Here is a 25,714-nt window from a genome sequence, read left to right on the forward strand (position 1 = left end):
GCACGGCGCCAGGACCAAGCAAGTGCGGGGGCCGCCGAACGCCCTCGCGATCACCCGGCCTCGCCGATCCGGTCAGGGTGGGTATGCAGATCGAAGCCGCCATTCCGGGCCCGTCCGATCAGGGTGATTCCCGCCGCCTCGGCCCAGGCCACCGCCAGTTCCGTCGGCACGCCCGCACCGACCAGGACCGGCGCGCCCACACGCGCGGTCTTCTGCACGAGATCGACCGACAGCCGCGAACTCATCGCCACGATCGCGCCGGCTGGCGACATGCCACAGCGTGCGGCGGCGCCGGCCAGCTTGTCCAGTGCGTTGTGCCGGCCGACATCCTCGCGCACCAGCGCCGCGTCCGGGTGCCACAGGCAGGCCGCGTGGATCGACGGGGTGTCGCGCCACAGACGCTGCCCGGTGGCCATCGCCTGCATGGCGCTCAGCACGTCCCCGGGTGCGAATCGTGCATCCGAGCGGACCGGAACGATCGAAGGCAGCGCCGCAGCGATGCTGTCGACCCCGCAGAGACCGCAGCCGACCGGCCCCACCATCGCCCGCCGACGCTCTGCCAGTCCGGATGCGAGCCCGGGCCGCAGCCACAGCCGCGCCTCAACGGCGGTCAGCCGGCCCAGCGCCCCAATGTCGGGCTCCACATCGACAGTCTCGAACCCGGTCACGTCGTCGGGACTGCGGATCAGGCCCTCGGTCAGGGCGAACCCCACCGCGAAGTCGTGCAGATCATGCGGCGTCGCCATCAGCACGGCCTGCGAGGCGCCGTCGATCACGATCGCAACCGCGGCCTCCTCCGGGCAGCGCGGCGCGGCGGGGGTCGCGTCGGCGGTCATCCAGCCCCCATCGCGCCAGCGCCGCAGGGGACCGGACGGCCGGATGGAATCGCTACCGGTCGTCATTCGATCCGCCCCACTCGGGTGGCGAGTTCGGATCTCGCTTTCACAACCGCGCCGACAGGCAGGATCGCCCGGACCCCCGCCTCCCACCTGTCGATCAGATCGGCTGAACCCGCCGCGATCGCAGCCTTGCTCGCCGACCAGCTGCGGACATACCCGAACAGCCGGTCCAGCGGCCATGCCAGGTCCATCGAGGACGGCGGCAGCGAAAGCTCGAGGAAGGGAAACGGCAGGTCGCGGTAGCCGCGATCTACATGCAGCCGCTCAGGGGGCCAGAACGGCCGCAGTTCGGTCCCGTAGAAGCGGTCGAACAGGTCCGCCAACGGCCCCTTGAGCCGCAGCGGACCATAGCTGATCAGGGCGACCACGCCGCCCGGCCGCGCCGCACGCCGGACCTCATCGTAGAAGCGGGGCAGATCGAACCAGTGCGCAGCCTGCCCGGCGGTGATCAGCGCCGCGGACCGGTCCGGCACCGGCAGCGCGTCACTGCTGGCCTGGACATAGCGGATGCGGGGATCCGGATCGGCCGCCGCAAGCTGGGCCTGGCTGACATCCACACCCACAACGCTGTCGAAATGCCGGGCAAGCGCGCGAGTCAGCTGCCCCGACCCGCAGCCGACATCCACCACCAACGCGCGGTCGGGCGCCAGTCCGGCAAGTGCGGAGGTCAGGTCAGGCGGATAGCCCGGACGAAAGGCGGCATAATCCTCTGCGCCGGCCAGGAAATGTGCCCCCGGATCGGTCGCGTCGGCACCGCTCAAAGCAGCTCGACGCGATAGCTTTCGATCACGCTGTTGGCCAGCAGCCGGTCGCACATGCGTGCCACCTCGGATCTCGCCGCCTCGGGATCGGTCGCCTCCAGGTCCAGTTCGATCACCTTGCCCTGCCGGACGCTCGTCACACCCTTGAAGCCCAGCCCGCCCAGCGCGTGGCGGATCGCCTCGCCCTGCGGGTCCAGGACGCCGGTGCGGGGCATGATGGTGACGCGCGCTTTCATGGCGGACCTCAGTTGATCAGGGTGGGCTTGGCAACCGGCGCCGCGGGCATCACGCCCAGACGACGCGCCACCTCGGTATAGGCGTCGGTCAGGCTGCCCAGGTCACGGCGGAAGACGTCCTTGTCCAGCTTCTGGTCTGTCTTGACGTCCCACAGCCGGCAGCTGTCGGGGCTGATCTCGTCCGCCACGATCAGCCGCATGAAATCGCCGTCCCAGATCCGTCCGACCTCGATCTTGAAATCGATCAGCTTGATGTTGACGCCGTAGAACACGCCCGACAGGAAATCGTTGACCCGCAGGGCCAGACTGACGATGTCGTCCAGATCCTGCTGGGTCGCCCAGCCGAAGGCCACGATGTATTCCTCGCTGACCATCGGATCGCCAAGTTCGTCGTTCTTGTAGCTGTATTCGACAATGGGGCGCGGCAGCGGCGTGCCTTCTTCCAGTCCCAGCCGCTTGGAGATCGAGCCGGCGGCGAAGTTGCGGACGATCACCTCGAGCGGGATGATCTCGACCTGGCGGATCAGCTGCTCGCGCATGTTGATGCGGCGGATAAAGTGGTTCGGGACGCCGATATTCGTCAGCCCGTTCATGAAGAACTCGGACAGGCGGTTGTTCAGCACGCCCTTGCCCTCGATGGTGGCGCGCTTCTGGGCGTTGAAGGCGGTGGCGTCGTCCTTGAAATACTGGATCAACGTGCCGGGCTCGGTGCCTTCGTACAGGATCTTGGCCTTGCCCTCGTAGATCTTCTTGCGGCGTGGTGCCATGGTCCCATCCCTCTTGATATCCGCGCTATAGGCCACAAGCGGCATTCGGGGCAATGGCCGGGCGGCGGTCCGGGGTTGCGGGATGCCCCGCCGGTGGGCATATCAGCAACAACCGTGACTGGAGGCCACCAATGACCACCTTCGACGACCGTGAACACGCGTTTGAGTCCAAGTTCGCCCATGATGCCGAGTTGCGCTTCAAGGCCGAGGCGCGCCGCAACCGCCTGCTGGGGGAATGGGCGGCCGAACTGCTGGGCAAGACCGGCGACGACGCCCGCACCTATGCGCTGACCGTCGTCACCTCGGATTTCGAGGAACCCGGTGAAGAAGACGTGTTCCGCAAGTTGAGGGCCGATCTGGGCGACCGGGCCGATGAACAGACGATCCGCAACAAGATGGCGGAACTGCGCGGCGTCGCGCGTCAGCAGATCGCCGAGGAAATCTGAACCACCGCATCTGACCCGCGCCGGGCTTCCGTGGCGATCGCCCGGGGACCGGCGCGCAACTGTTTGCCGGTCAGGCCGCTGCAGCCTCGGCCCTCGGGTACAGCCTGGCCATGGTCACCCCGCGCGTCGCGTTCAGGATCATCAGCGCCGCCCACAATCCGTGGTTGCCCATCATTCCGGGCAGCACCATCACCGCCGCGACATAGACGATCACGGACAACAGCATCGCGTTGCGCATCTCGCGCGTCAGGGTCGCGCCGATGAACACGCCGTCCAGCATCCAGCTGGCGATGCCGATGACCGGCGCGGCCACAAGCCACGGCAGATACCGCCGGGCGGTGTCCCGCACCTCGGTCGACGTGGTCAGCAGATTGATGATCTGCCCCCCCGCCACGGCAAAGACCAACCCCAGCGCCAGCGCGCCGCCCAGTCCCCACCAGCCTGTCAGGCGCGCGGCCACGCGGACCCGACCGGGACGCCGGGCACCCACCGCCTGTCCGACCAGCGCCTCGGCCGCAAAGGCAAAGCCGTCCAGCGCATAGGCGGTCAGCTGCAGGAACTGCAGCAGCACCTGGTTGGCGGCGAGCGCGACATCGCCCTGCGCCGCGCCCAGGAAGGTGAAGCTGGTGAACGACGCCTGCAGCAGCACCGAGCGGATCATGATGTCGCCGTTGACCCGGACCAGCCGCATCAGCCCGGACCGCGCCCACAGCCCGCCGCGGCGCAGCCCTGCAACGATGGCCGCGCGGGCGAACCACAGGGCCAAGGCGATCCCGGACCATTCGGCAATCAGCGTCGCCCAGGCCACGCCCGTGACGCCCCACCCCAGCCCCAGAACGAACCACAGGTCCAGGGTGACGTTGACGCCGTTCATCAGCATCTGCACCGCAAGTATGGCGCGGGTCCGTTCCACCGCGATCAGCCACCCGGTCAGCGCATACATGCCGATCGTCGCCGGCGCCCCCCAGATGCGGATGGCCAGATAGTCACGCGCCAGCGTCTCGACCTCGGCCGAGGCGGGCGCCAACCGGAAGGCCGCAGCCACCAGCGGTGCCTGGATCAGCACCAGCAGCAGCCCGGCGGCAAAGCCAATGGTCAGGGCACGCAGCAGATGCGCGCCGGACTCGAATTCGTCCCCTGCCCCGTGGGCCTGTGCCACCAGGCCCGAGGTCCCCATGCGCAGGAACCCGAACACCCAGTAGAGCGACACGAGGATGACGGCGCCGATCCCCACCGCGCCGATCGGCTCGGCCCGGCCGAGCTGGCCGACAACGCCGGTGTCGACTGCGCCCATGATCGGAATGGTCGCGTTCGACAGCACGATCGGCAGTGCGATCGCCAGCACCCGTCGATTCGTCAGCGCGGCAGAGGGCGTCGGAGGATCAGCCACCCTGCGGCATCAGGAAATGCCCGTTCGCCTGCGCAAAGGGCCGGCCGCGATTGTCCTGCCACGCCTCGACCTGAACGCTGGAATAGCGCCGGCCCAGCCGCACGACCCGCGCCCTGGCATAGCTGTCCCGCGGCAACCCCGAACGCAGGTAGTCCACGGAAAAGTCGATTGTCTTCGCCAGGCGCGGGGCGGTGCCCGGCAAGGTGGCGTCGGGCACGAACCGCCCCGATTCCATGTCGTCCCACATGGACGCCCAGGTCAGTTCGACCAGACCCGCGATTTCCAGAAAGGCCGCCGTGACACCGCCGTGAAGGGCCGGCAGCGCGGGATTGCCGATCAGCTTCTCCGAAAACGGCAGGACGGCGGTCAGTTCGTCGCCGCGGCGGTCGAACCTGATGCCCAGCCAGGTGATGTACGGGACGCGGTCGACGATGGCCGCCACCGCGGCATTGCGGCGCGACTTGATCCGGTCCAGCGGCTCGTTGCGGTCGGCCATGTCAGCGTTCCACCGTGAAGGACCCTGTCGCGGTCGCGACCGGCCGCTCCTCGTCGTCATCCAGCGCGATGGCGCGGACAAACGCGACCGTGCGGGTGATGTGAAAGCACTCGGCCCGGGCCCGCAGCTTCTGCCGGGGCGTTGCGGACCGCATGTAGTCGATGCGCAGCGAGATGGTCGCGGTGCCGTTCGGCAGATCCGGATGCGCCATCACCGACGCGCCGCCGCAGGTATCCATCAGCGCCGACACGACACCGCCATGGATCACGCCCGTGCGCGGGTCGCCGACCAGGTCGGCCCGCCACTCCATCTCGATCTCGGCCCGGGTGTCGCCGAAACCGGTCAGCCGCGCCCCCAGCGCGCTGACATGCGGCAGCCCGTCCATGAACTGCTTGGCGATCTTGGCGCGCTCGTCGTCCTGCGGCATCTGCCTGTCCCCGGCTTGTGTCGGTCCGGATTACCCACGCCATCGCGACGGACGCAAGCGCAACGATCATCCGAAGGCCGGGCCGCCTAGCCCTGGTTGAGCTTTGCCTCGAACAGGGCTAGCGTCCGACGGAACGGGCGGAGCGGTCATGCCGGGTGACTCCTATATCAGCTTCAAGGAGATGTGCGCGCGATTCGACGTGACGCCCCGCACGCTTCGTTACTACGAATACATCGAACTGCTGAGCCCGCGGCGCGAAGGTCGGTCGCGGTTCTACGGACCCCGGGAAATCGCGCGCATGAAGCTGATCATGCGCGGCCGCCGTTTCGGCTTTTCGCTGGAGGAAATCCGTCAGTGGCTGCTGATCTATGAGCAGAAGGGCACCCGGGAACAGTATCTCGTCTGGCTCGACAGCGCCGACCGGCAGTTGAAGGTGCTGGAAAAGCAGCGCAGCGACCTGGATGCGGCGATGATCGACCTGCGCGACCTGCGCAATGAAACCGCCCGTCTGCTGGACGAGATGGACAAGTCGGACCGGTCGTCCGGCTGACCTGCCCCGTAGGCAGGCAGAAGGCGGCAGCACGGCACCTCCGACGCGCGCGACGGTGACGCCACGTTCGGTGTTCGCGACCGGGGGAAGCCACGTATATTGCCGCCCAGAGGAAGCATTCCCGCGGGGACGATATCGAACATCAGCCGCATGCCTGGTCCAGTGCGCGTGTAACGCCCTTCGCCGATTGCGCCGATTGCGCCGATCCTGCGGACCTGCCCCGACGCCCGCGCGCATACCGGAGACGTAGTCAGTTTCGCCGTCTGCGCCCCGGACCAGACATGTGCTGACCGGCCGAGGGTCGCCAGCAACCGATCCATTAGGAGAGCGATTTGACCCGCTATACCGCCCCCGTTCAGGACATGCAGTTCCTGCTGCACGACGTGCTGAAACTGTCCGACTCCGGCCTGCCGGGCCATGACGAACTGGATCGCGACTTCACCGCCGCCATCCTGGACGCCGCCGGCCAGCTCGCGACCGACGTGCTGGAGCCGCTGAACCGGGTCGGCGACGAACAAGGCTGCGTCCTGGAAAACGGAGTGGTGCGCACACCCGCGGGTTTCAAGGAGGCGTTCGAGCAGGTCAAGGCCGGCGGCTGGACCGGGCTCGACTGCGACCCGTCTTATGGCGGCCAGGGCATGCCCTATGTGCTGGGCGTCGCGACCGGCGAGATCTTTGTCAGCGCCAACCTCGCCTTCAACATGTATCAGGGGCTGACGCACGGCGCCTATTCGGCGATCCACGCGCACGGCACTGACGCGCAGAAGCAGACCTACCTGCCCAGGCTGGTGTCCTGCGACTGGACCGGGACGATGAACCTGACCGAACCGCATTGCGGGACCGATCTGGGGCTGCTGCGCACCCGGGCCGAACCGCTGGACGACGGCAGCTACAGCATCACCGGACAGAAGATCTTCATCTCGTCCGGCGACCACGACCTGTCCGAGAACGTCATCCACCTGGTGCTCGCCCGGGCGCCGGGCGGCGGCGAGGGCACGAAGGGCATCAGCCTGTTCATCGTGCCCAAGTTCCTGGTGAACGAGGATGGCAGCCTGGGCGAGCGCCAGCCGCTGTCCGTCGGCAAGCTGGAAGACAAGATGGGCATTCACGGCAACGCCACCTGCGTGATGAACTATGACGGGGCGCGGGGCTGGCTGCTGGGCGACCTGCACAAGGGCATGCGCGCCATGTTCACGATGATGAACGAGGCCCGGCTCGGCGTGGGGCTGCAGGGCTATGCGGCAGCAGAGGCGGCTTATCAGAACGCCGTCGACTATGCCCGCGACCGGCTGCAGGGCCGCGCCGTGACCGGCGTTCAGAACCCGGCGGGCCCCGCGGATCCGATCATCGTCCACCCTGATGTCCGGCGGATGCTGATGGACCAACGGTCGTTCCTGGAAGGGGCGCGGGCGCTCGCCTTCTGGGCCGCGCACATGATCGACAAGGGCCACGCGGGTGATCAGGCCGCGCACGGGCTCGTGTCGTTGCTGACTCCGGTGATCAAGGGCTTCCTGACCGACCGCGGCTTTGACGGCACCGTCCAGGCGCAACAGGTCTATGGCGGCCACGGCTATATCGAGGAATGGGGCATGTCGCAGTTCGTGCGCGATGCCCGGATCGCGATGATCTACGAAGGGGCGAACGGCATCCAGGCGCTGGATCTGGTGGGCCGCAAGCTGGCGCAGGACGGCGGCAGGCATGTCATGGCGTTCTTCGACCTGGTGAAGACCTTCATCAGGACGCACGAGGGCAATGCCACGCTCAAGGCCGACTTCCTCGACCCGCTCAAGGCCGCGTCGAAGGACCTGCAGGCGGCCGCGATGTTCTTCATGGAACGGGGCATGAAGAACCCCAACGATGCGCTGGCCGGCAGCTATGACTTCATGCACCTGTTCGGCCACACGGCCTTGGGGCTGATGTGGGCACAGATGGCGGTGGCGGCGCAGGCCATGCTGGACGCCGGCGAAGGCGACGCGGCGTTCCTGAACGACAAGCTGACCACCGGCCGCTACTACATGGCGCGGCAACTGCCGATCACGGCCACGCATCTGGCGCGGATATCCTCGGGCTCGGATACGGTCATGGCGTTGGCCGCCGATCGGTTCTGAAGATCGTCGTTCGTTTGCGGCAGTGTGCCGGGCCGGGTTCCAATCAGACCCTCGTCTTTCCAGACTATGGCACATCTGCGATCAATTGCGGCAAGGTTCCCATGGGGGAGCCGCGTTTCGGCGGAGTGTTGAAGGGCGATGAATAGTGGGGAGGGCGGGATGACCGCGAAACTCTGGTGCTTTGGCGAATCCGGCAACGCCTACAAGGCGGCGCTGACGCTGGAACTGGCGGGCTACGACTGGGAGCCGGTCCAGGTCGCCTTCTTCAGCGGCGAAACACGCGGACCGGATTTCATCGGGCTGAACGAGATGGGCGAGGTCCCGGTCTTTCGCGAAGGCGACCTGACCCTGACCCAGTCGGCCGTCATCCAGCTCCATGTCGCCGAAAGAACGGGCAAGTTCCTGGGGCGCGACCGCAATGAGGTCCTGCGCTGGATGTTCTTCGACAACCACCGTCTGTCCGGCCAGGCCGGTCCGGCCCGGTTCCTGATGAATTTTCTGCCGGCGGAAAAGCGGCCTGCGGGCGCCATCGATTATCTGCAGGGGCGGCTGCGGGCGTCCTACAAGGTGCTGGAGCGGCATCTGGAGGGCCGCGACTGGGTCGCCGATGCCGAGCCGACGATCGCCGATTTCGCCTGCTGCGGGTATCTGTTCTATCCTGAGCCGTTCGGCTTCGACCGCGCCGACTGGCCCCGCATGGGCGCCTGGCTGGACCGCATCGCGGCCCTGCCCGGCTGGAAACACCCCTATGATCTGATGCCCGGCAGCCCTGCCGACCGGGCGTGAAGGAGACCAGATGACCGACGCCTTTATCTTTGACGCCGCTCGGACCCCGCGCGGCAAGGGCCGCCCCGACGGCAGCCTGCACGAGGTCACCTCGCTGGCCCTATCGGCCCGCCTGCTGAACGCCATGAAGGATCGCAACGGGCTGGACGGGCAGTCGGTCGAGGATGTGATCTGGGGCAACGCCACCCAGGTCATGGAACAGGGCGGCTGCCTGGCACGGTCAGCCGTGCTGCTGTCCGACCTGGACGAATCCATCCCCGGCCTGTCGATCAACCGCTTTTGCGCCTCGGGGATGGAGGCGGTGAACCTGGCGGCGAACCAGATCAGGGGCAGCGCCGGTCAGGCCTATCTGGCGGGCGGGGTCGAGATGATGGGTCGCGTCCCGATGGGCAGCGACGGGTTCGCGATCGGCGTCGATCCCAGCGTCGCGATGAAGACCTATTTCGTGCCTCAGGGCATCTCGGCCGACATCATCGCCACCGAGTACGGGTTCACCCGGGAAGAGGCCGATGCGCTGGCGGTGGAATCCCAGCGGCGCGCCAAGCAGGCCTGGGACGAGGGACGCTTCGACAAGTCGGTCGTCCCGGTCACCGACCAGAACGGGCTGACCATCTTGGACCGGGATGAATACATGCGCCCCGACACCACGCTGGAATCTCTTGCCGCACTGAAGCCCAGCTTCAAGGACATGGGCGAGGTGATGCCCGGCTTCGACAAGGTGGCGCTGCTGAAATATCCGCATCTTCCCGAGATCCGGCACATCCACCACGCCGGAAACTCGTCGGGCATCGTCGATGGCGCCGCCGCAGTGCTGGTGGGGACCAGGGAATGGGGCGAGGCGCGCGGCCTGAAACCGCGCGCCCGCATCCGCGCCACGGCCAAGATCGGCACCGATCCGACGATCATGCTGACCGGGCCGGTCCCCGTTACCGACAAGATCCTGCGCGAGGCCGGGATGTCGATCGGCGACATCGACCTGTTCGAGGTGAACGAGGCCTTTGCCGCCGTGGTGCTGCGCTTTCTGCAGGCGTTCCAGGTGTCGCCCGATCGGGTGAACGTCAATGGCGGGGCGATGGCACTGGGCCACCCGCTGGGCGCCACCGGCGCGATCATCATCGGGACGCTGCTGGACGAACTGGAACGGCAGGACAAGGAAACCGGTCTGGCCACCCTGTGCGTCGCGTCCGGCATGGGCGCCGCCACGATCATCGAGCGGGTGTGAGGAGAATCGAGATGACCGATTTCACCATGGACAAGGGCGACGACGGCGTCGCCGTGATCACCTGGGACGTCCCCGGCAAGTCGATGAACGTCCTGTCGATGGAGGGCGCGCAGCAGCTGGGCGGCCTGATCGACGCCGCCCTGTCCGACGACGCCGTCAGAGGCATCGTCATCACCAGTGGCAAGAAGGACTTTGCCGCCGGCATGGACCTGAACGTGATCGCCGGCATGAAGGACGCGGGCGGCGCCCGGGCCGTGTTCGACGGGGTCATGTCGCTGCATAACCTGCTGCGCAAGATCGAGCGCGCCGGCATGGACCCCAAGACGCTGAAGGGCGGCAAGCCGATCGCGGCCGCCCTGCCCGGCACGGCCCTGGGGATCGGGCTCGAACTGCCGCTCGCCACCCACCGGATCTTTGCGGCCGACAACGCCAAGGCCAAGATCGGCCTGCCGGAAATCATGGTCGGCATCTTTCCCGGCGCCGGCGGCACGACGCGACTGGTGCGCAAGATGGGCGCCATGGCCGCCGCCCCGATCCTGCTGGAAGGAAAGCTGAACGATCCGAAGAAGGCCAGGGCCGCGGGCCTGATCGACGAGGTGGTGGACGATCCCGTCGGCAGCGCCCGTGACTGGGTGCTGCAGGCCTCGGACGCCGACCTCGTCAAGCCGTGGGACCAGAAGGGCTACAAGATGCCCGGCGGCACGCCCTATCACCCGGCGGGCTTCATGACCTTCCTGGGCGCCAACGCGATGGTGCTGGGCAGGACGATGGGCGTCTATCCGGCGGCCAAGGCGCTGCTCAGCGCCGTATACGAAGGGTCGCTGGTGCCGTTCGACACCGCCCTGCGGATCGAGGCGCGCTGGTTCACCCATGTCCTGATGAACCCGTCCTCGGCCAACATGATCCGCAGCCTGTTCATCAACAAGGAGGCGCTGGAAAAGGGCGCAAACCGACCCGACGTGCCCGACCAGACGGTCCGCAAGGTTGGCATCCTGGGGGCCGGGATGATGGGCGCCGGCATCGCCTATGTCAGCGCCACTGCGGGGATCGAGGTGGTGCTGATCGATGCCGCGCAGGACGCCGCCGATCGGGGCAAGGCCCACTCAGAATCCCTGCTCGACAAGGGCATCCAGCGCAAGAAGGTGACCGAGGCGAGGAAGGCCGAGGTCCTGAGCCGCATCCTGGCCACCACCGACTATGCCGCGCTGGACGGCTGCGACCTGATCGTCGAGGCGGTTTTCGAGGACATCGACGTCAAGGCCGACGTCACCCGCAAGGCCGAGGCGGTCATTCCCGCGGACGCGATCTTCGCCACCAATACCTCGACTCTGCCGATCTCGGAGTTGGCGCGCGCTTCGCAGCGGCCCGACCAGTTCATCGGCATCCATTTCTTCAGCCCCGTCGACAAAATGGCGCTGGTGGAAATTATCAAAGGCGGGGAAACCGGGGACCGCGCCGTGGCCAAGGCGCTCGATTTCGTCCGCCAGATCCGCAAGACCCCGATCGTGGTGAACGACGAACGGTTCTTCTACGCCAATCGCTGCATCATCCCCTATATCAACGAAGGGGTGCGGATGGTGGGTGAAGGCGTGAACCCCACCCTGGTCGAGAATGCGGCCAAGATGATGGGCATGCCGCTGGGGCCGCTGCAGTTGATCGACGAGACGTCGATCGACCTGGGCGTCAAGATCGCCAAGGCGACCCGCGCCGCCATGGGCAACGACTATCCGGATGGCAATGTCGACGACGTCCTGTTCTGGATGGCCGATCAGGGCCGCATGGGCCGCAAGTCAAAGGCCGGGTTCTACGCCTATGACGACGCCGGCAAGCGGACCGGCCTGTGGTCGGGACTGGACGACCGGTTCCCGCGTGCCGACGACCAGCCGGAACTGACCGAGGTGCAGCATCGCCTGATGATGGTGCAGGCGCTGGAAGCCGTCCGGGCGCTGGAGGCCGGCGTGCTGGAGGACATCCGCGAGGGCGACGTGGGCGCCATCCTCGGCTGGGGGTTCGCGCCCTGGACCGGGGGACCGTTCGGCTGGCTCGACATGCTGGGCGCCCCGCGCGCCGTTGAGATCGCCGAGGCGCTGTCCGATCGGCACGGCGACCGCTTCGCCCCTCCGGCCCTGCTGCGCGAGATGGCGGAGCGGGGTGAGAGCTTCTATGGCCGTTTCGGCCCGGACCAGAAGAAGGCCGCCTGAGTGCGGCGCGGGCCGGGCTTCGCGCCCGGTCCGCAGGGCCGCCGATACTTATGGCTCGATCGTGTCGCTCAGTATCGTCTCGTAGGCGCCGCTGTCCTGAACACGCTCCACAACGCCGCCATAGCTCCGCCCGGAACTGGAGGTCCCGAGAACGATCGCCTGGGCGCCATGCCTGTCCGCGGCGCGCACGATTTCCTCGTCAGGGTGCCCGAACACCACCTCCAGCACCTCGTCGCCCGTGCCGCAGGTCTCCAGCCAGGCGGCGACTCGCGTCCTGACGGCTGAGAGGTCGGCGGCGATCAGCGACAGGCGATCCGCAGTCGAGGCCCGCGCGGACAGCGCGCCGTCCAGGACCGCCAGCACGTGGACGGGCGCGCCGCGGGCGGCGCCGGCCTCGACCGCGCGGGAAAGCACGGGCTGCTGCCACGCCAGCCTGGCCGGATCGATCGCGGCGATGACCGGTCCCTTGGGCGGCAGGACCCGCTCGACCGCGGTGGTGTCGGGAACGATCAGAAGGTTGGTGACCGGACGTCCCAGCAGTTCGGACGCCGTGCTCCCGAAGGCGAGACTGGCCAGTACGCCCCGCCCGCGTGTGCCGATGACGACCAGATCCGCCCTGCAGTGTCGCGCCACCTGGCGGATGGCGCTGACGGCGGACCCCTGCGCGGCGATGTAGTCCACACTGCCGCCGGCGAATTGCTGCGGATGATAGTGCCGCCGCAGCCTCGTTTCGAGGTCCGGGTTGCGCCGGATCAGGCCGCCAAACATGTCCTGAGCGCCGGCCGCATCCGCGCCGCGGGCCGGGGCGACCAGCATCTCGTCGGCTGACAGGACGCGCAGCGCGACGTCGCGCGTGAGACCCAGATCCGCGCTGACCTGCAGGGCGCGATCCGCACGCGGCGTCAGGTCCGTGGCGAACAGAACGGTCGGACGCACCACCGGCAGCGGTGCGATGATCATCGCCACCGGACACCTGCCCCGGCGCATCAGCCGGTCCGCCGTGGTGCCGCGCATCCGGTCCAGGAACCGGCGGGATCGCGGGGCGCCGACGAGGATCAGCCCGGCCGCGACCTCATCCGCGTGGCTTAGGATTTCCTCGTCGGGGGTTCCGACCAGAACCCGCGTCTCGACCGCGACGCCGGAAAGCCGGCGCGCCTCGCGCAGCAGTTCGGCCCCCTCGATCTCGATCTCGGCGGCGGCGACGGGTTCGCCGCCGACATCATCCACCACATGCAGCAGGACGATCCGGCCGGCCCCCATCCGCGTGGCGAAGAACGGGGCCGCCTGAAGCGCCAGATCGGAACGATCGGAAAGGTCGCTGGCAATGATCAGGGTCGGGCTCATGGGTACACGGCTATCCCGAACGCTTCCGGCGAGAGGGTCATTATGCGCAGCGACCGCCGCGGGTAAAGTCGGGGGTCGTGCTGGCCTCGCCACAGGCGTGTCTTTCGGGGCACACCGTCGAATTCAGCGCGTCGCGGGCATTGCGCCCGGAAATCCGATCTACACGCCGCGGCGGAATCGGGTTACTTGAAAATCATGGACATCATCGTCATCACCACCATCATCGCGTCGCTGTTTCTCGTCATCGGGATCGCCGAACCTTTGGCAGCGCGGCTGCTTGTGCCCTACACCGTGATCCTTGCGGTCCTGGGGCTGACAATCGGCGCGGGCGCGATCTTCTTCCTGCGCACCGACCTGACCGACGCGCTGAACCCGGTGTCCGCAGCGATCATCAACCTGCCCATCCGGTCCAACGTCTTCCTCTACGTCTTCCTGCCAACCCTGATCTTCCAGGCGACGCTTGGCATGAACATCAGGCGGATGGCGGACGACTGGGTTCCGATCCTGGTTCTCGCCGTCGTGGCGGTGGTGGTCGCGACCGTCTCGGTCGGCTATGCGCTGGCATGGGCCAGCGCCCTGCCGCTCGCCGCCTGTCTGCTGATCGGTGCGCTGGTCTCGACCACCGATCCGTCTGCCGTGGTCTCGATCTTCCGCTCGATCTCGGCGCCGCGTCGCCTGGCGCGGATCATCGAGGGCGAGAGCCTGCTGAACGACGCTGCCGCCATCGCCCTGTTCGGCCTGTTCCTGAGCTTCGTCATACGCGGCATTCCCGACCCGCCCCTGTGGGCCGCGATCGCGCAGTTCCCCCCCCTGATGCTGGGCGGCGCGCTGTTTGGCTGGCTGGCGGCGCGGGCCATCCTGTGGATCATGTCGATGTTCGGCCAGTACGAACTGGCGCAGATCTCGATTTCCGTGTCGCTGCCGTACCTCGCGTATATCGGCGCGGAACAGGTCATCGGGGCGTCCGGGGTGATCGCCGTCGTCGTTGCGGGGATCACGCTGAACCTGGCCGGGCCGGGCCGGTTGTCGCCGCAATCCTGGATCAACCTGCGCGAGGTCTGGGACCTTCTGGCGCACTGGGCCGGGGCGCTGATCTTCATCCTGGCCGCGCTGCTGATCCCGCGGCTGCTCGAAAGCCTTCGCCTCGACGACATCATCCTGATCGGGGTGGTGGTGGTGACGGCGTTGCTGGCCCGGGCCGTGATCCTGTTCGGACTGCTGCCGCTGCTCACCGGGCTGCGACTGTCGCCGGTGGTCGAACGGCCCTATCGCATCGCGATCCTGTGGGGCGGCTTGCGGGGGGCGGTGACGCTGGCCCTGGCGCTGGCGGTCACGGAAAGCTTCCGCGTGCCGATCGAGGTCAAGCGGATGGTCGGCATCCTTGCCACGGGCTTCACGCTCTACACGCTGATCGTCCAGGGGACGACCCTGCGCAAGGTCATCGGCTGGCTGCGTCTGGACCGTCTTTCCCCGCTGGACGACGCATTGTCACGGCAGGTCGTCGCGGTGGCGCTGCAGACGGTGCGCGAGGATCTGGCCCGCACCGCCGAGAGCTACGAGCTGAGCCACGACATCGTCCGGTCCGAGGCCAAGCAGTTCGGCGACCGGCTGGCCCGCGCCGTCAAGCGGGCGGAAAGCAACGCCGAGATCCTGGACCGCGACCGGGTGACGCTGGGCCTGATCGCCCTGGCTGGCGCCGAACGTGAACGGGTCATCGCGCGGCTGAAGGACCGGACGGTCTCGGCGCGGATGGCCGATCAGCTGGTGTTCAACTCCGATCGCATCATCGAGGCCACGCGAACCGGGGGACGCTACGGCTATCAGAAGGCCGCCCGCCGCAGCGTGGCCTATGGCTGGGCGTTCCGGCTGGCCGTGTTCCTGCACAACCGGCTGCGTCTGGCAAAGCCGCTGAGCCGCCTTACGGCGGATCGCTTCGAATTCCTGCTGGCGCAGACCCTGATCCTGCGGGATCTGGGCAGCTTCATCGACACCCGCATCCGGCGCATCCACGGCCGTCGCGTCGCGGACCTGCTGCACGAACTTCTGCATCGTCGCCGCGATGCCGTCGATACCTCGCTGGACGGCCTGCGGCTTCAGTATCCCGGCTACGCCGAAGAACTGGAGCGTCGGTTCATCCGGCGAACCGGGCTCCGGATCGAGGAACGGGAATACGTGATCATGCGCGAGGACGGGATCATCGGGGCCGAGGTGTTTACCAAGCTGATGCAGGATCTGGCGGTGCGGCGGCGCGCAACCGAGGAACGGCCGGATCTCGACATCGCTCTGGAACGGGCCGAACTCGTCCGGCAGTTGCCGCTGTTCTCGGATCTGGATCCCACCGCATTGAAGCGGCTCACCCGGGCGCTCGAGACGCGCTACGCCAATGCAGGCGATGTCGTGGTGCGCAAGGACAGCCCGACGGGAAACGTGTTCTTCATCGCATCGGGTGCTGTCGAGCTGGAAAGCGCGGGCATGAGCTGGCGGCTGGGACGCGGCGAGATGTTCGGCCACATGACCGTCCTGCTGCGGCGGCCGATCAGGACCGATGTCCGCGCGATTGCCCCCTCCACGCTGCTTGTGCTGGACGAAGGACGTTTCCGGAACCTGCTGAACCGCAGCGAGGCGCTGCAGGCCGCGGTGCGCGCCAGCGCCGAAAAACGCGGTGTCGAACTGGGCGAACTCTGGCCTCCTCAGAAAGGCGCGGCGTCGGCTGCGGGGACGCGACCAACGCCGGCGTTGCAGGGGGCCACGTCTCGCGTCGGCTGAAGGGCAACGCGGTTTCCCGGCGACGGTCTGCAGGGAGGTCTACCGCAACACCACCTCCCACCCTGTCGCCTCGCGACAGCGCATTGGGCCGCAACGTCGCTCACCGGACGAAGGGCCCAACCCGAGCGGTTCATTTTTTCGTCGTAGCCGAACCCTGCACGGTGACCGCGGCGGGGTAGATGGTTATCTGTGGCCTGAGGGGAGCGCACATGAACGGCAACCATGTCAGCCTGAGCACCGCGACCTATGCCACGGCGCTGACAATCATGTGCTGCTGGCTGCTCTGGATCGGCCAGTCGCTGATCCTGCCTCTGCTGGTCGCATTGATCGTGGTCTATGTGCTGACCGCGTCCGCGACAGGGCTGGGGCGTCTGCCACTGCTGCGCCACCTGCCACGCTGGATGCTGACCACGGCGGCGCTGATCGGGTTCGCGCTGATCGTCTTCGTCTTCTTCGCCGTGCTGACCGACAACCTGACCCAGATCGCGGCGGCGATGCCGCGCTACGAGGAGAACCTGGACCAGATCGTCTCGCGCATGGCCTTCTGGTTGCGGATCGAGGACGAGCCGAACTGGGCAAGGGTGCGGCAGGCGACCTTCGACCAGATCGACTTCCGCGCCTGGATCGGCCCGACGCTGAGCGCGATGCGAGGGCTGGGCACCACGCTGTTCCTCGTGGTGCTGTACGCGGGCTTCATGCTGATGGAGCGCCACGCCCTTGCCGGTCGGCTTGCCGTGGCAATCCGCGATCCGGAACGACGCAGCCAGGTCTTTCAGGTGATTGCCCGCATCAACGACCGGATCGGCCGCTACCTGGGCGTCAAGACCCTGGTGAACGCCATCCTGGGCGGGGTGAGCTATCTGGTCATGGTGTCGCTGGGCATCGAGTTCGCGGCCTTCTGGGCGATCCTCATCGGGCTGCTGAACTACATCCCCTATGTCGGGTCGGTGCTGGGCGTGCTGTTTCCGGTGCTGCTGGCGATGGCGCAGACGGGCTCCTTTGCGACGGCTGGCACGACGGCCGCGCTGCTGACCCTCGTGCAGGTCATCATCGGCAGCATCATCGAGCCGCGCATGATGGGCCGCGCCTTCAATCTCAGCCCGCTGGTGGTACTGATGGCGGTGGCGTTCTGGGCCACGCTGTGGGGGGCGGCAGGTGCCGTCCTGGCCGTGCCCCTGACCGCGAGCTTCCTGATCGTGCTGGGTGAATTTCCGCGCACACGCCCGTGGGGCGAATTGCTGTCAGGTGGCACGCCCTCCCTGCGGCATGCCGTCACCCGCCGACACCGCACGCGCGTGACGCACCGCCCGTGACCCACGCCCGGCGGGACGCGCGTTTTGCCGTGCCCGCCCTGCTGGTTGCCGTTGCCTCCCGATCCGGAAACGCGCAGGGTCGCGCGGCTTGGCTGAAGGGAATGGATGCGTCGTGGGTCTCGAGCTGTTGCTGCTGGTCGTTGCAGGGTTCATCGGTGGCATGCTGAATGCCGTGGCAGGCGGAGGGACGTTCATCACCTTTCCCGCCCTGGTCTTTACCGGGGTTCCCCCCATCGCGGCCAATGCGACCACCACCGTCGCGGCATTGCCGGGGTATCTCGCATCTGCCCTGGGATTCCGGCGCGACCTGGCCCGCATCGACCGCGCCACCGTCGTGCGGCTGACCCTGTGGACCATGGTCGGAGGCGCGGTCGGATCGGCATTGCTGCTGGTCTCCTCGAACCAGGCCTTCGCCCTGCTTGTCCCGTTCCTGCTGATGATCGCGACGCTGGTGTTCGTGTTCGGACCGCAGGTGCGGACCATGGCGTCGCGGTTTCGCGGGGGCGTGGCGGCATTCGGTGCCGGATCGATGATGCCCGTTGCCATCTACGGCGGCTATTTCAACGGCGGGCTCGGGATCATCCTGCTGGCCCTGTTCGCGCTGTGGGGCATGACCGACTTGCATGCGATGAACGGGCTGAAGACCTGGCTCAGCTTTGCCCTGTCGGTGATCTCGACCGCGATCTTCGCGGTCGGCGGGCAGATCGTCTGGCTCGAATGTCTGGTGATGAGCGTCGGCACCATCCTCGGCGGCTTCCTCGGTGCACCGGTCGCGCGACGCCTCCCGGTGCCGGCGCTGCGGGCGCTGATTGCCGTGGTGGGCTTCGGCATGACGGCCGTGTTCTTCATGCGACTGGCAAATGGCGGCTAGGCGGTCGGGCGAGGTCCAGCGCCTCGGTCACTTCGCCCCGCTGACCGCCTTGAGCACCGACCGCGCCGCGCGCAGGCCCGGCGGCTCCCCCCCGCGGCCCAGGCGCTCCATCGTCAGGTCCATCGCCGCCAGCTGTTCGGCGCGCCCTTCGGGATCCTCGAGCAGGTCCAGCAGCGCCAGCGACATCGGACCGGGCTGACAGTTGCGGCCCAGGTATTCCGGGATCGCCCTTGTGCCGCTGACCAGATTGACCAGCGTGACCGTGTCGGTGCGCAGCAGCCAGCCGATCAGCATCCGGCTCACCGGCGCCATGTCATAGCCGATCACCATCGGAACCCGGTTTGCCGCCAGTTCCAGACTGACCGTACCGGATGCCGCCAGCGCCAGGTCGGCGGCAGCGAATGCCGCGCGCTTGTCGACCGCATCCTCGACGAGAACCGGGGCCGTTGGCCAGCGCCTGGTCATGTCACGGACCAGCGCCGCGACCCCGGGCACCGTGGGGAGGACGATGCGCGTCTCTGGCACCCGGTCGCGCAGGCGGATCAGCGCCTCGTCGAACCGGGGACCGAGGCGGGTGACCTCGCCCCGGCGCGATCCAGGCAGGCACAGCACCAGCGGCGCATCGGCGTCGATGCCGTGCGCCTGGCGAAACGCAGCCGCCTCACCGGTCGAGGCCAGGGGTTCGCTCACCACCGGGTGTCCGACAAAATCGCAGGTCATCCCTGCGGCCTGCATCAGCGGCGGCTCGAAGGGCAGAATGGCGAGCACGTGATCGATCACCTCGGCCATGCGGGCCGCGCGGCCTGGACGCCACGCCCAGACCGAGGGCGCGACATAGTGAACCGTGCGGATCCCCGGATCGGCGGCCCGCACGCGGCGGGCCACGCGCAGGCCGAAATCTGGACTGTCGATGGTGATCAGCACGTCGGGACGCCAGTCCAGCACTGCCGCTGCGGTCTGGGCGATCCGGCGGCGCAGCGCACGGTACCGCGGCAACACCTCCCATAGGCCCATGACGCTGAGTTCGTGCATCGGGAACAGTGAGTTCAGCTGCTGCGCGGCCATCGCGTCCCCGCCGATGCCCCGGAAGGTCACGCCGCTGTCGAGTGTCCGCAGGCCCGCTATTAGGGCCCCGCCCAGCAGATCGCCAGACGGCTCACCGGCGACGACAAAGACCTTGAGCCCGGTCCCCTGCTGGCCGGGTTCCGGTCCGGCGGGGGTCATCCCCGCGCCCACAGGAACAGCCCCGTTGCCACCGCGGCCTCGATCATCGCGGGGCGGTCCAGAAGAATGACCCCGCTGGCCTGCCACGCGATGCCGGCCAGTCCCGCGCGCGCCGCCGCGGCCACGCTGTCGGGCCCAAGGGTCGGCAGGTCGATCCGCAGGTCCTGGCCCGGCTTGGGCGCCTTGTAGAACACGCCACGCGACCCGGCCGGGTCCGGACGCAGGTGCGCATGCCTGGCCGCAAACTCCAGCATCGCATCCGTGCCGGGCAAGGTTTCCACCGCGAGGCAGAGTCCCTGCACCACCACCGCCCCCTGCCCGATGTCCAGCGCTCCAATTTCCGACAGGATCTGCGCGGCACGATCCGCGTCCCTTCGATCAGCCGGGCCGGGATCGCCAGCCAGCAAACCCGCGTCCGGCACCAGCTCGGGCAGAATGTCCTGGACGCCCACGACAGTCAGCCCCCACTCCTCGAAGATCGCGATCAGTTCCCGCAGGGCGGCGTCGTCGCCGGACTGGATGGCCCCCAGGATCCGGGGCAACAGCGTCGCTGTGCGACTGTCAAAGATCTGGGGATCCAGCCGCGGCCGTCGCACTCCGCCGGCAAAGACGACCCGACGCACCCCATCATCGATCAGCCTGTCCAGCAGCGGCACCAGCCGTTCCAGCCGGAAGGGTTGCGCGGGTACGCCGACCGCGACCCCCTCGGGTGCAAAGACCGCCGGCGTATCCAGGGCTGCCACGATCAGGGGCGGCAGCGCGCCGGTTCCGGCGATGACGGCGGTGCGGTCAGGCACCGGATCGGCGCTCGTGGCTGGGGGTCAGGAAACTGCGATCCGACGGCCCGAGGATGAAGTCCAGGACCTCGCGTTCCAGCGGCGACACGTCTTCCGCGGCGCGCTGACGCGCGGTCTGGCGAAAGGATCCGCTGTCCAGCGTCCCGAGCAGATCGCGCAGGGCGGCGATGTCGGCGCGGCTCGCGCCGCGGCGCTTCAGCCCCACCAGGTTCAGCCCGTCGAGATGACCGCGCGGCCCCTGCACCAGCGCGTGGGGCAGCACGTCGGCCGTGACCATCGTCACAGCCCCGATCATCGCCCCGCGTCCGATCCGGACGAACTGATGAACGCCCGACAGCCCGCCCACGATCACGTCGTCGTCCAGCACGCAGTGACCAGCGATGGCCACGTTGTTCACCAGGATCACCCGGTTGCCGATGCGGCAGTCATGGGCGACATGGCAGCCCGCCATGAACAGCCCGTCATCCCCGACCTGGGTCACGCCGCCGCCGCCGCCGGTGCCGGGGTTCATCGTCACATATTCGCGGATGCGGTTGCGGGCACCAATCCGCAGCGTCGTGTCTTCGCCACGGAACTTCAGATCCTGCGGGGCCTCGCCAATGCAGGCGAACGGAAACACTACGCTGTCCTCGCCGATGCGCGTGTCCCCGGCAATCACGACGTGGCTTTTCAGAACAACGCCGTCATCCAGACGGACCTGCGGTCCGACATGGCAGAACGGACCGATCCGGACCCGCTGCCCCAGCTCCGCCCCCGGCTCGACAAGGGCCGTAGGATGGATCTGCGCATCATCCATGCGCCGGAAGATCCATCATGGCGGTGAAGTCGGCTTCTGCGCAGCGCCGGTCGCCGACCATGGCGCGGCCCTGGAACTTCCAGATCTTGCCGCCGGCGCGCTTGACGTCGACATGCAGCTCCAAGACGTCGCCGGGCACGACCATGCCCCGGAACTTGCAGTTGTCGATCGACATGAAATAGGTCAGCAGGTTGCGGTCGATGACGTTCAGGCTGATGCCGACCAGCACTGCGGCGGTCTGGGCCATCGCCTCGACGACCAGCACTCCGGGCATGATCGGGGCATCCGGGAAGTGTCCGGGAAAATGCGGCTCGTTGGCGGTGACGTTCTTGATCCCTACGGCATGCTGATCCGGAATGACACCGCGGACCTTGTCGATCAGCAGGAACGGGTAGCGGTGCGGAATGATCCGCTTGATCAAGGCGAGATCGGCCTCGGTCTGTGGGGCGGGGGTACGCTCGGTCGCGGCCATCATGTCCTCCGGTTCATCGGTCCCAGCTATCGCTGCTGATGCAGCATTTGCAAGCTGGGCTGCCTGCAGGGTGAATCGGACAGGCGAAGGCTCGCGCGGATGGCGCTGGAGGATTGACGCGACATGGGGACGTTGATCAGCACCCAGGCTGGCGGGTCGTGCATCGGCAGCTCGGCCGCGCGATATTCCGGCAGGCGATGGCGGTCGAGAACAGAGGCCGCGCGCGACATCCGTGCCGGCAGCCGTGATCCGGGCCGGGCGATCACCCCGATCGGCATCCGCGCGGCGATCTCGCGCCACCGGTCCCAGCGATCGAACTGGACCAGGTTGTCCGATCCCATCAGCCACACAAACCGCACGCCACGCCAGTGACGCTGCACGGCCCGCAAGGTGTCCGCAGTGAGCCGGGTACCCAGCCGCGTCTCCAGGTCGGTCACCACGATCCGCGGATCGGCGGTCAGCGCGCGGGCAGTGCGGAGCCTGTCGGCCAGGCTGGCCGGCCCATGCCGCTTGAGCGGATTGCCGGGGCTGACCAGCCACCAGATGCGGTCCAGGCGAAAGCGGCGCAATGCCATTTCGCTGATCTGGACATGGCCATCGTGCGCGGGGTCGAAGGAGCCGCCCAGCAGGCCGATCCGCTGGCCGATCGCGGCGACTGGCAGGCCTGCCCGGTCGTTCACCGAGGCCGTCCGACTCAGTTGCCGGTGGCGGGCGACGCGGCCTGCGCGCTGTCCGGCGCGACGGCATCCGCGGTCGGCGCCAGCGCGGGATCCGCTGCGTCGGCTGTACCGTCATCCGCACCCTCTTCGGCTGGCGCCTGCAGGGGGGGCAACGCCACCCGCCCGGCCCCGTCGCCGATCTGATCGTCCAGACGCGCAATCGTCGCCTCGGTCATGTCGATGGATTCGGCAGACATCAGCACCGTCCGGGGATCCAGCACCAGCAGCGCGCCACGTTCGCGCATCAGCGCGCCGATGACCGGAATCGCGGCGGCAAAGAATGCGGCACGTTCCGCCTCGGCCAGAGCCGCCACCTGCTGCGACGCCGCCTCGCGCTGGCGCCGCATCGCCGTGACCCGCTCGTCGAATGCCGCGGCGCGGGCGCGGAATTCATCGGGCGGCAGCGTCCTGCGGTCCTCGGTCAGGGCCGCTTCCTCGGCCGAGAGTTGGGCGAATAGCCGGTCATTTTCCTCGACCACGGCGCGCAGGCGATCCGCCACCGTGGCCTCGGCGCGCCGCCCCCATGCCGACTGTCGGTACATCACCTCCTGATCGACGGTGACGATCGCGTTGCTCAGATCACCTTGCGGCGCTTGTGCAGGCTGGGGGGTAGCAGTCCCACTCGCCGGGCCCGCCGCATCGGCCTGCGCATCCTGCGCGGCGACGGTTGCGGGCGCGCCGCAGGCAATCGCCAAGACCGTGATCGCCGCCGCGCCGCGCATCAGAACCGGGTGGAGATCGTCAGGTCGAAGGCCTGTTCTTCGTCGTAGTCTTCCTTCTTCACCGCCTTGGCCAGGTTGAAGCGCAGCGGCCCGATCGGCGTGGTCCAGAACAGCGACGCCCCGACCGAGGCGCGCACCCGCATGGAATCGTCCACCTCGACCCCGTCGGCCCCCGCCGTGTCGTCCAGCCCCCAGACCGAGCCGACATCGGCGAACAGCCCGCCGGACATGCCGTATTCCTCGGGCAGGCCCAGCGGGAACTGGGTTTCTGCCCGCGCCGCCCAGTAGAAGTTGCCGCCCAACGCATCCTCGTTCGGGGCTGCCAGATCCCGGGGACCGAAGCCGTTCGGCTCGAAGCCGCGAACCCGGCCATTGCCGCTGAACCGGTCGGTAACGCGGCTGACCTGGTCGTCCAGCATGTTGACCGCACCGCCCTCGATCTCGGCCCGCAGCACGACCTCCTCGCGCCAGGCGGTGCTCTCGATGCCGGCCAGCGCCGTGGTGGTGACGGATTTCACGTCCCCGCCGATGCCCGCGAAATCCTGGGTCAGGTTGAACTTCCAGCCGGTCAGCGGATCCAGCCCGGTGCGGCGGGTATCGTAACTGTAGGTGTAGCCCAGTGACGAGGCCAGCCGCGCCCCCTGTTCGCGGTAGAGGATCGGCGACGATCCCCCCAGCTCACCGTTTTCCGGCTCGACCGCAATCGGATCGACATCCTTGATCTCGTCCTCTTCCAGCCGATAGCGCAGCTCGACCCGGCCGTTCTCGCTGACAGGGAACTCCAGCCCGGTCAGGAACCCGACGGCCTCGGTGTTGTAGTCGGCGTTCAGCTGGTCGGTGGTCAGGTACCATGCCGAGAACCGCGCCCGCAGGTCACGGCCGAGGAAGGCCGGCTCGACAAAGTCGAGGCTGAAGTTCTGCGACCCCGACGCGGTCGAAAAGCCCAGCCCGACCTCCTGCCCGCGGCCCAGGAAGTTGCGCTCCTGCAGCGACGCGTTGAACCCGATACCGGAACTGGCCGAATAGCTTGCACCGAAGGACAGGCTGCCGGTCGGCTGTTCCTCGACGTTCACGTCGACGATGACCTGCTGCTGGCTCGTCCCCTCGCGGCTTTCGACCTGCGCATCGGCGAAATAGCCAAGAGCCCGGATCCGCTCGGCCGCGTTGCGGATCTCGCGCGGATTGAAGGGGTCGCCCTCCACGGTCCGGAACTGGCGGCGGATCACCTCGTCCAGCGTCGTGGTGTTGCCCTCGATGTCGATTCGTTCGACGAAGACCTTGGGCCCGCGGGTCAGGGCGAAGGTCAGGTTCAGCGACTGATCCCGCATGTTCCGGGTAATCCGGGGTTCGATGGTCAGGAAGTTCAGCCCTTGCTGGATCGCCACCGTTTCCATCCGCCGAATCGTGTTCTCGACCGCCTGGGGGCTGTAGACCTGACCCGGCTGCACCCGGTTCTGCGCCGCGAAGGATGCCGCATCGACGCCAGGCACCTCGCTGACGGTATCGACGCGGCCAAAGGTGAAGCGCGGGCCCTCGTAGATGTTATAGGTGACGTAGAACGCGTCGCGCTCGCGGGTGATTTCCGGCGCCACCGCCTGCACCCGGAAATCCGCATAGCCGCGGGACCGATAGAAGTCCGTCAGCAGCTGTTGATCCAGCTGGATGCGATCCGGCGCATAGACATCCCGGCGGATGAAGTTGCGCAGGATGCCGGCCTGCTTGGTCTGCAGGACATTTCGCAGGCGACGATCAGAGAAGGCACGGTTCCCGGTGAAGCCGATCCGCTCGATCTCGGTCAGATCGCCCTCTCGGATCTCGAACACCAGATCGACACGGTTGTCCTCACGGCGGATGATCCGCGGGTCGACCCGGGCGGCCAGCCGCCCGTCGGCCGCATAGGCCGCGGCGATCAGCTGCGCGTCCTGTTCGGCCTGGGCAGGCGAGAACACGCGGTTCTGTGTCGAACTGACGATCTCCGCCAGGCGCTCGTCATCAACCCGGCGGTTGCCTTCGAAGCTGATGACGCGGATGGTCGGGTACTCGGCGACGCGGATCACCAGCGTGTTGCCCTGGGGCATCAGTTCGACCGTCTCGAACAGGCCGGACTGCTGCAGGCGCTGCTGGGCGTCGTTCAGATCGCCGGCGGTCAGTTCCGTGCCCTGCCCCAGATCGGCGATCGACAGGATGGTCGCCGGTTCGATCCGCCCGCTCCCCTCGATCTGCACGTTGCTGAAGCTGTACGCGAAGGCGGGGGTGGGCATCGTCACCAGCCCCGGCGCCAATGCCAAGGCGGAAACCAGGGCCACCGCGCCCCTGCCGAATATCCTGTCCGTCATGGCTGCCCCTCATGCTGAGCCGTGCGCCGGTTATCCCGGTCGCATTTTTGTCAATCGTTAATGGG

The 25,714-nt window shown here is 67.8% G+C and carries 24 protein-coding genes; 9 read left to right on the forward strand and 15 right to left on the reverse strand.

What is annotated here, in order from left to right:
- Positions 1-50: 50 nt before the first annotated feature.
- Genes fdhD through purC form a run of 4 tightly spaced genes read right to left on the reverse strand, consistent with a single transcriptional unit; the run spans position 51 to position 2,663 of the window.
- Positions 51-902, reverse strand: coding sequence for a formate dehydrogenase accessory sulfurtransferase FdhD (gene fdhD, locus Q0938_RS03910; protein ID WP_299359339.1), 852 nt, complete (start codon positions 900-902; stop codon positions 51-53).
- Positions 899-1,660: a class I SAM-dependent methyltransferase gene (locus Q0938_RS03915; RefSeq protein WP_299359341.1), complete on the reverse strand. Its 762-nt coding sequence runs from the start codon at positions 1,658-1,660 to the stop codon at positions 899-901. Before Q0938_RS03915 ends, fdhD begins: the two co-directional genes overlap by 4 nt.
- Complete coding sequence (gene purS / locus Q0938_RS03920; protein WP_299359343.1) at positions 1,657-1,896, reverse strand: phosphoribosylformylglycinamidine synthase subunit PurS; 240 nt, start codon at positions 1,894-1,896, stop codon at positions 1,657-1,659. The genes Q0938_RS03915 and purS overlap by 4 nt, the downstream gene beginning before the upstream one ends.
- Before the next feature lie 8 nt (positions 1,897-1,904).
- Entirely contained in the window at positions 1,905-2,663 is a 759-nt protein-coding gene (gene purC, locus Q0938_RS03925; protein WP_299359345.1) for a phosphoribosylaminoimidazolesuccinocarboxamide synthase, read from the reverse strand.
- Positions 2,664-2,794: 131 nt separating this feature from the next.
- Between purC and Q0938_RS03930 the strand changes: the two genes are divergently transcribed.
- Positions 2,795-3,109, forward strand: coding sequence for a DUF1476 domain-containing protein (locus Q0938_RS03930; protein ID WP_299359347.1), 315 nt, complete (start codon positions 2,795-2,797; stop codon positions 3,107-3,109).
- Between the two features lie 70 nt (positions 3,110-3,179).
- Here the strand turns inward: Q0938_RS03930 and Q0938_RS03935 are convergent, their stop codons facing one another.
- Genes Q0938_RS03935 through Q0938_RS03945 form a run of 3 tightly spaced genes read right to left on the reverse strand, consistent with a single transcriptional unit; the run spans position 3,180 to position 5,422 of the window.
- Entirely contained in the window at positions 3,180-4,454 is a 1,275-nt protein-coding gene (locus Q0938_RS03935) for an MATE family efflux transporter (RefSeq protein WP_299359349.1), read from the reverse strand.
- Positions 4,455-4,491: 37 nt separating this feature from the next.
- A complete protein-coding gene (locus Q0938_RS03940) occupies positions 4,492-4,995 on the reverse strand; it encodes a PaaI family thioesterase (protein ID WP_299359351.1) in 504 nt (167 codons plus the stop codon).
- 1 nt (position 4,996) lies between these two features.
- Entirely contained in the window at positions 4,997-5,422 is a 426-nt protein-coding gene (locus tag Q0938_RS03945) for a PaaI family thioesterase (RefSeq protein WP_299359353.1), read from the reverse strand.
- A 148-nt stretch (positions 5,423-5,570) separates the two neighbouring features.
- On the opposite strand from Q0938_RS03945, the gene Q0938_RS03950 reads away from it, so the two are divergent.
- From Q0938_RS03950 to Q0938_RS03970, 5 genes are all read left to right on the forward strand, one after another.
- The gene (locus Q0938_RS03950; RefSeq protein ID WP_299359355.1) at positions 5,571-5,972 is read left to right on the forward strand and encodes a MerR family DNA-binding transcriptional regulator; all 402 of its coding nucleotides are present in this window, start codon (positions 5,571-5,573) and stop codon (positions 5,970-5,972) included.
- 332 nt (positions 5,973-6,304) lie between these two features.
- On the forward strand, positions 6,305-8,080 hold the full coding sequence (locus Q0938_RS03955; RefSeq protein ID WP_299359357.1) for an acyl-CoA dehydrogenase C-terminal domain-containing protein: 1,776 nt from the start codon (positions 6,305-6,307) through the stop codon (positions 8,078-8,080).
- A 159-nt stretch (positions 8,081-8,239) separates the two neighbouring features.
- A complete protein-coding gene (locus Q0938_RS03960) occupies positions 8,240-8,866 on the forward strand; it encodes a glutathione S-transferase family protein (protein WP_299359359.1) in 627 nt (208 codons plus the stop codon).
- 10 nt (positions 8,867-8,876) lie between these two features.
- Positions 8,877-10,088 carry an acetyl-CoA C-acetyltransferase gene (locus Q0938_RS03965; protein ID WP_299359361.1) on the forward strand — a complete coding sequence of 404 codons (1,212 nt, stop codon included), beginning with the start codon at positions 8,877-8,879 and terminating at the stop codon, positions 10,086-10,088.
- A gap of 11 nt (positions 10,089-10,099) precedes the next feature.
- Positions 10,100-12,289, forward strand: coding sequence for a 3-hydroxyacyl-CoA dehydrogenase NAD-binding domain-containing protein (locus Q0938_RS03970; protein ID WP_299359364.1), 2,190 nt, complete (start codon positions 10,100-10,102; stop codon positions 12,287-12,289).
- Between the two features lie 48 nt (positions 12,290-12,337).
- On the opposite strand, the gene Q0938_RS03975 is transcribed toward Q0938_RS03970, so the two are convergent.
- Entirely contained in the window at positions 12,338-13,633 is a 1,296-nt protein-coding gene (locus Q0938_RS03975; RefSeq protein WP_299359369.1) for a universal stress protein, read from the reverse strand.
- Between the two features lie 195 nt (positions 13,634-13,828).
- Here Q0938_RS03975 and Q0938_RS03980 point away from each other — a divergent pair, with 195 nt between their 5' ends.
- The 3 genes from Q0938_RS03980 to Q0938_RS03990 all read left to right on the forward strand — a co-directional run bounded on the left by Q0938_RS03980 (position 13,829) and on the right by Q0938_RS03990 (position 18,583).
- Entirely contained in the window at positions 13,829-16,399 is a 2,571-nt protein-coding gene (locus Q0938_RS03980) for a cation:proton antiporter (RefSeq protein WP_299359371.1), read from the forward strand.
- A 209-nt stretch (positions 16,400-16,608) separates the two neighbouring features.
- Positions 16,609-17,712: an AI-2E family transporter gene (locus Q0938_RS03985; RefSeq protein WP_299359373.1), complete on the forward strand. Its 1,104-nt coding sequence runs from the start codon at positions 16,609-16,611 to the stop codon at positions 17,710-17,712.
- A 112-nt stretch (positions 17,713-17,824) separates the two neighbouring features.
- Positions 17,825-18,583, forward strand: coding sequence for a sulfite exporter TauE/SafE family protein (locus tag Q0938_RS03990; RefSeq protein ID WP_299359375.1), 759 nt, complete (start codon positions 17,825-17,827; stop codon positions 18,581-18,583).
- Positions 18,584-18,610: 27 nt separating this feature from the next.
- On the opposite strand, the gene lpxB is transcribed toward Q0938_RS03990, so the two are convergent.
- Genes lpxB through bamA form a run of 7 tightly spaced genes read right to left on the reverse strand, consistent with a single transcriptional unit; the run spans position 18,611 to position 25,649 of the window.
- The gene (gene lpxB, locus Q0938_RS03995; protein WP_299359377.1) at positions 18,611-19,807 is read right to left on the reverse strand and encodes a lipid-A-disaccharide synthase; all 1,197 of its coding nucleotides are present in this window, start codon (positions 19,805-19,807) and stop codon (positions 18,611-18,613) included.
- Positions 19,804-20,604 (reverse strand): UDP-2,3-diacylglucosamine diphosphatase LpxI, encoded by an 801-nt coding sequence (gene lpxI, locus Q0938_RS04000; protein WP_299359379.1) that lies wholly within the window; start codon positions 20,602-20,604, stop codon positions 19,804-19,806. Before lpxI ends, lpxB begins: the two co-directional genes overlap by 4 nt.
- On the reverse strand, positions 20,597-21,400 hold the full coding sequence (gene lpxA, locus Q0938_RS04005; RefSeq protein ID WP_299359381.1) for an acyl-ACP--UDP-N-acetylglucosamine O-acyltransferase: 804 nt from the start codon (positions 21,398-21,400) through the stop codon (positions 20,597-20,599). The genes lpxI and lpxA overlap by 8 nt, the downstream gene beginning before the upstream one ends.
- Positions 21,393-21,872: a 3-hydroxyacyl-ACP dehydratase FabZ gene (fabZ, locus tag Q0938_RS04010; RefSeq protein WP_299359383.1), complete on the reverse strand. Its 480-nt coding sequence runs from the start codon at positions 21,870-21,872 to the stop codon at positions 21,393-21,395. Before fabZ ends, lpxA begins: the two co-directional genes overlap by 8 nt.
- Positions 21,873-21,898: 26 nt before the next feature.
- Complete coding sequence (locus tag Q0938_RS04015) at positions 21,899-22,552, reverse strand: nicotinate-nucleotide adenylyltransferase (protein ID WP_299359385.1); 654 nt, start codon at positions 22,550-22,552, stop codon at positions 21,899-21,901.
- Between the two features lie 14 nt (positions 22,553-22,566).
- Positions 22,567-23,313 carry an OmpH family outer membrane protein gene (locus Q0938_RS04020; protein WP_299359387.1) on the reverse strand — a complete coding sequence of 249 codons (747 nt, stop codon included), beginning with the start codon at positions 23,311-23,313 and terminating at the stop codon, positions 22,567-22,569.
- On the reverse strand, positions 23,313-25,649 hold the full coding sequence (bamA, locus tag Q0938_RS04025) for an outer membrane protein assembly factor BamA (protein WP_299359389.1): 2,337 nt from the start codon (positions 25,647-25,649) through the stop codon (positions 23,313-23,315). Before bamA ends, Q0938_RS04020 begins: the two co-directional genes overlap by 1 nt.
- Between the last annotated feature and the right edge of the window lie 65 nt (positions 25,650-25,714).

The organism is uncultured Paracoccus sp. (assembly GCF_947496875.1).
Taxonomy (GTDB): Bacteria; Pseudomonadota; Alphaproteobacteria; order Rhodobacterales; family Rhodobacteraceae; genus Paracoccus.

What these genes read in the sequence shown, in the direction of transcription:
- fdhD (WP_299359339.1), bottom strand. Translation starts at nt 902, where the DNA reads ATGACGACCGGTAGCGATTCCATCCGGCCGTCCGGTCCCCTGCGGCGC.
- purS (WP_299359343.1), bottom strand. Translation starts at nt 1,896, where the DNA reads ATGAAAGCGCGCGTCACCATCATGCCCCGCACCGGCGTCCTGGACCCG.
- purC (WP_299359345.1), bottom strand. Translation starts at nt 2,663, where the DNA reads ATGGCACCACGCCGCAAGAAGATCTACGAGGGCAAGGCCAAGATCCTG.
- Q0938_RS03930 (WP_299359347.1), top strand. Translation starts at nt 2,795, where the DNA reads ATGACCACCTTCGACGACCGTGAACACGCGTTTGAGTCCAAGTTCGCC.
- Q0938_RS03940 (WP_299359351.1), bottom strand. Translation starts at nt 4,995, where the DNA reads ATGGCCGACCGCAACGAGCCGCTGGACCGGATCAAGTCGCGCCGCAAT.
- Q0938_RS03945 (WP_299359353.1), bottom strand. Translation starts at nt 5,422, where the DNA reads ATGCCGCAGGACGACGAGCGCGCCAAGATCGCCAAGCAGTTCATGGAC.
- Q0938_RS03950 (WP_299359355.1), top strand. Translation starts at nt 5,571, where the DNA reads ATGCCGGGTGACTCCTATATCAGCTTCAAGGAGATGTGCGCGCGATTC.
- Q0938_RS03960 (WP_299359359.1), top strand. Translation starts at nt 8,240, where the DNA reads ATGACCGCGAAACTCTGGTGCTTTGGCGAATCCGGCAACGCCTACAAG.
- Q0938_RS03965 (WP_299359361.1), top strand. Translation starts at nt 8,877, where the DNA reads ATGACCGACGCCTTTATCTTTGACGCCGCTCGGACCCCGCGCGGCAAG.
- Q0938_RS03970 (WP_299359364.1), top strand. Translation starts at nt 10,100, where the DNA reads ATGACCGATTTCACCATGGACAAGGGCGACGACGGCGTCGCCGTGATC.
- Q0938_RS03975 (WP_299359369.1), bottom strand. Translation starts at nt 13,633, where the DNA reads ATGAGCCCGACCCTGATCATTGCCAGCGACCTTTCCGATCGTTCCGAT.
- Q0938_RS03980 (WP_299359371.1), top strand. Translation starts at nt 13,829, where the DNA reads ATGGACATCATCGTCATCACCACCATCATCGCGTCGCTGTTTCTCGTC.
- Q0938_RS03985 (WP_299359373.1), top strand. Translation starts at nt 16,609, where the DNA reads ATGAACGGCAACCATGTCAGCCTGAGCACCGCGACCTATGCCACGGCG.
- lpxB (WP_299359377.1), bottom strand. Translation starts at nt 19,807, where the DNA reads ATGACCCCCGCCGGACCGGAACCCGGCCAGCAGGGGACCGGGCTCAAG.
- lpxA (WP_299359381.1), bottom strand. Translation starts at nt 21,400, where the DNA reads ATGGATGATGCGCAGATCCATCCTACGGCCCTTGTCGAGCCGGGGGCG.
- fabZ (WP_299359383.1), bottom strand. Translation starts at nt 21,872, where the DNA reads ATGGCCGCGACCGAGCGTACCCCCGCCCCACAGACCGAGGCCGATCTC.
- Q0938_RS04020 (WP_299359387.1), bottom strand. Translation starts at nt 23,313, where the DNA reads ATGCGCGGCGCGGCGGCGATCACGGTCTTGGCGATTGCCTGCGGCGCG.
- bamA (WP_299359389.1), bottom strand. Translation starts at nt 25,649, where the DNA reads ATGACGGACAGGATATTCGGCAGGGGCGCGGTGGCCCTGGTTTCCGCC.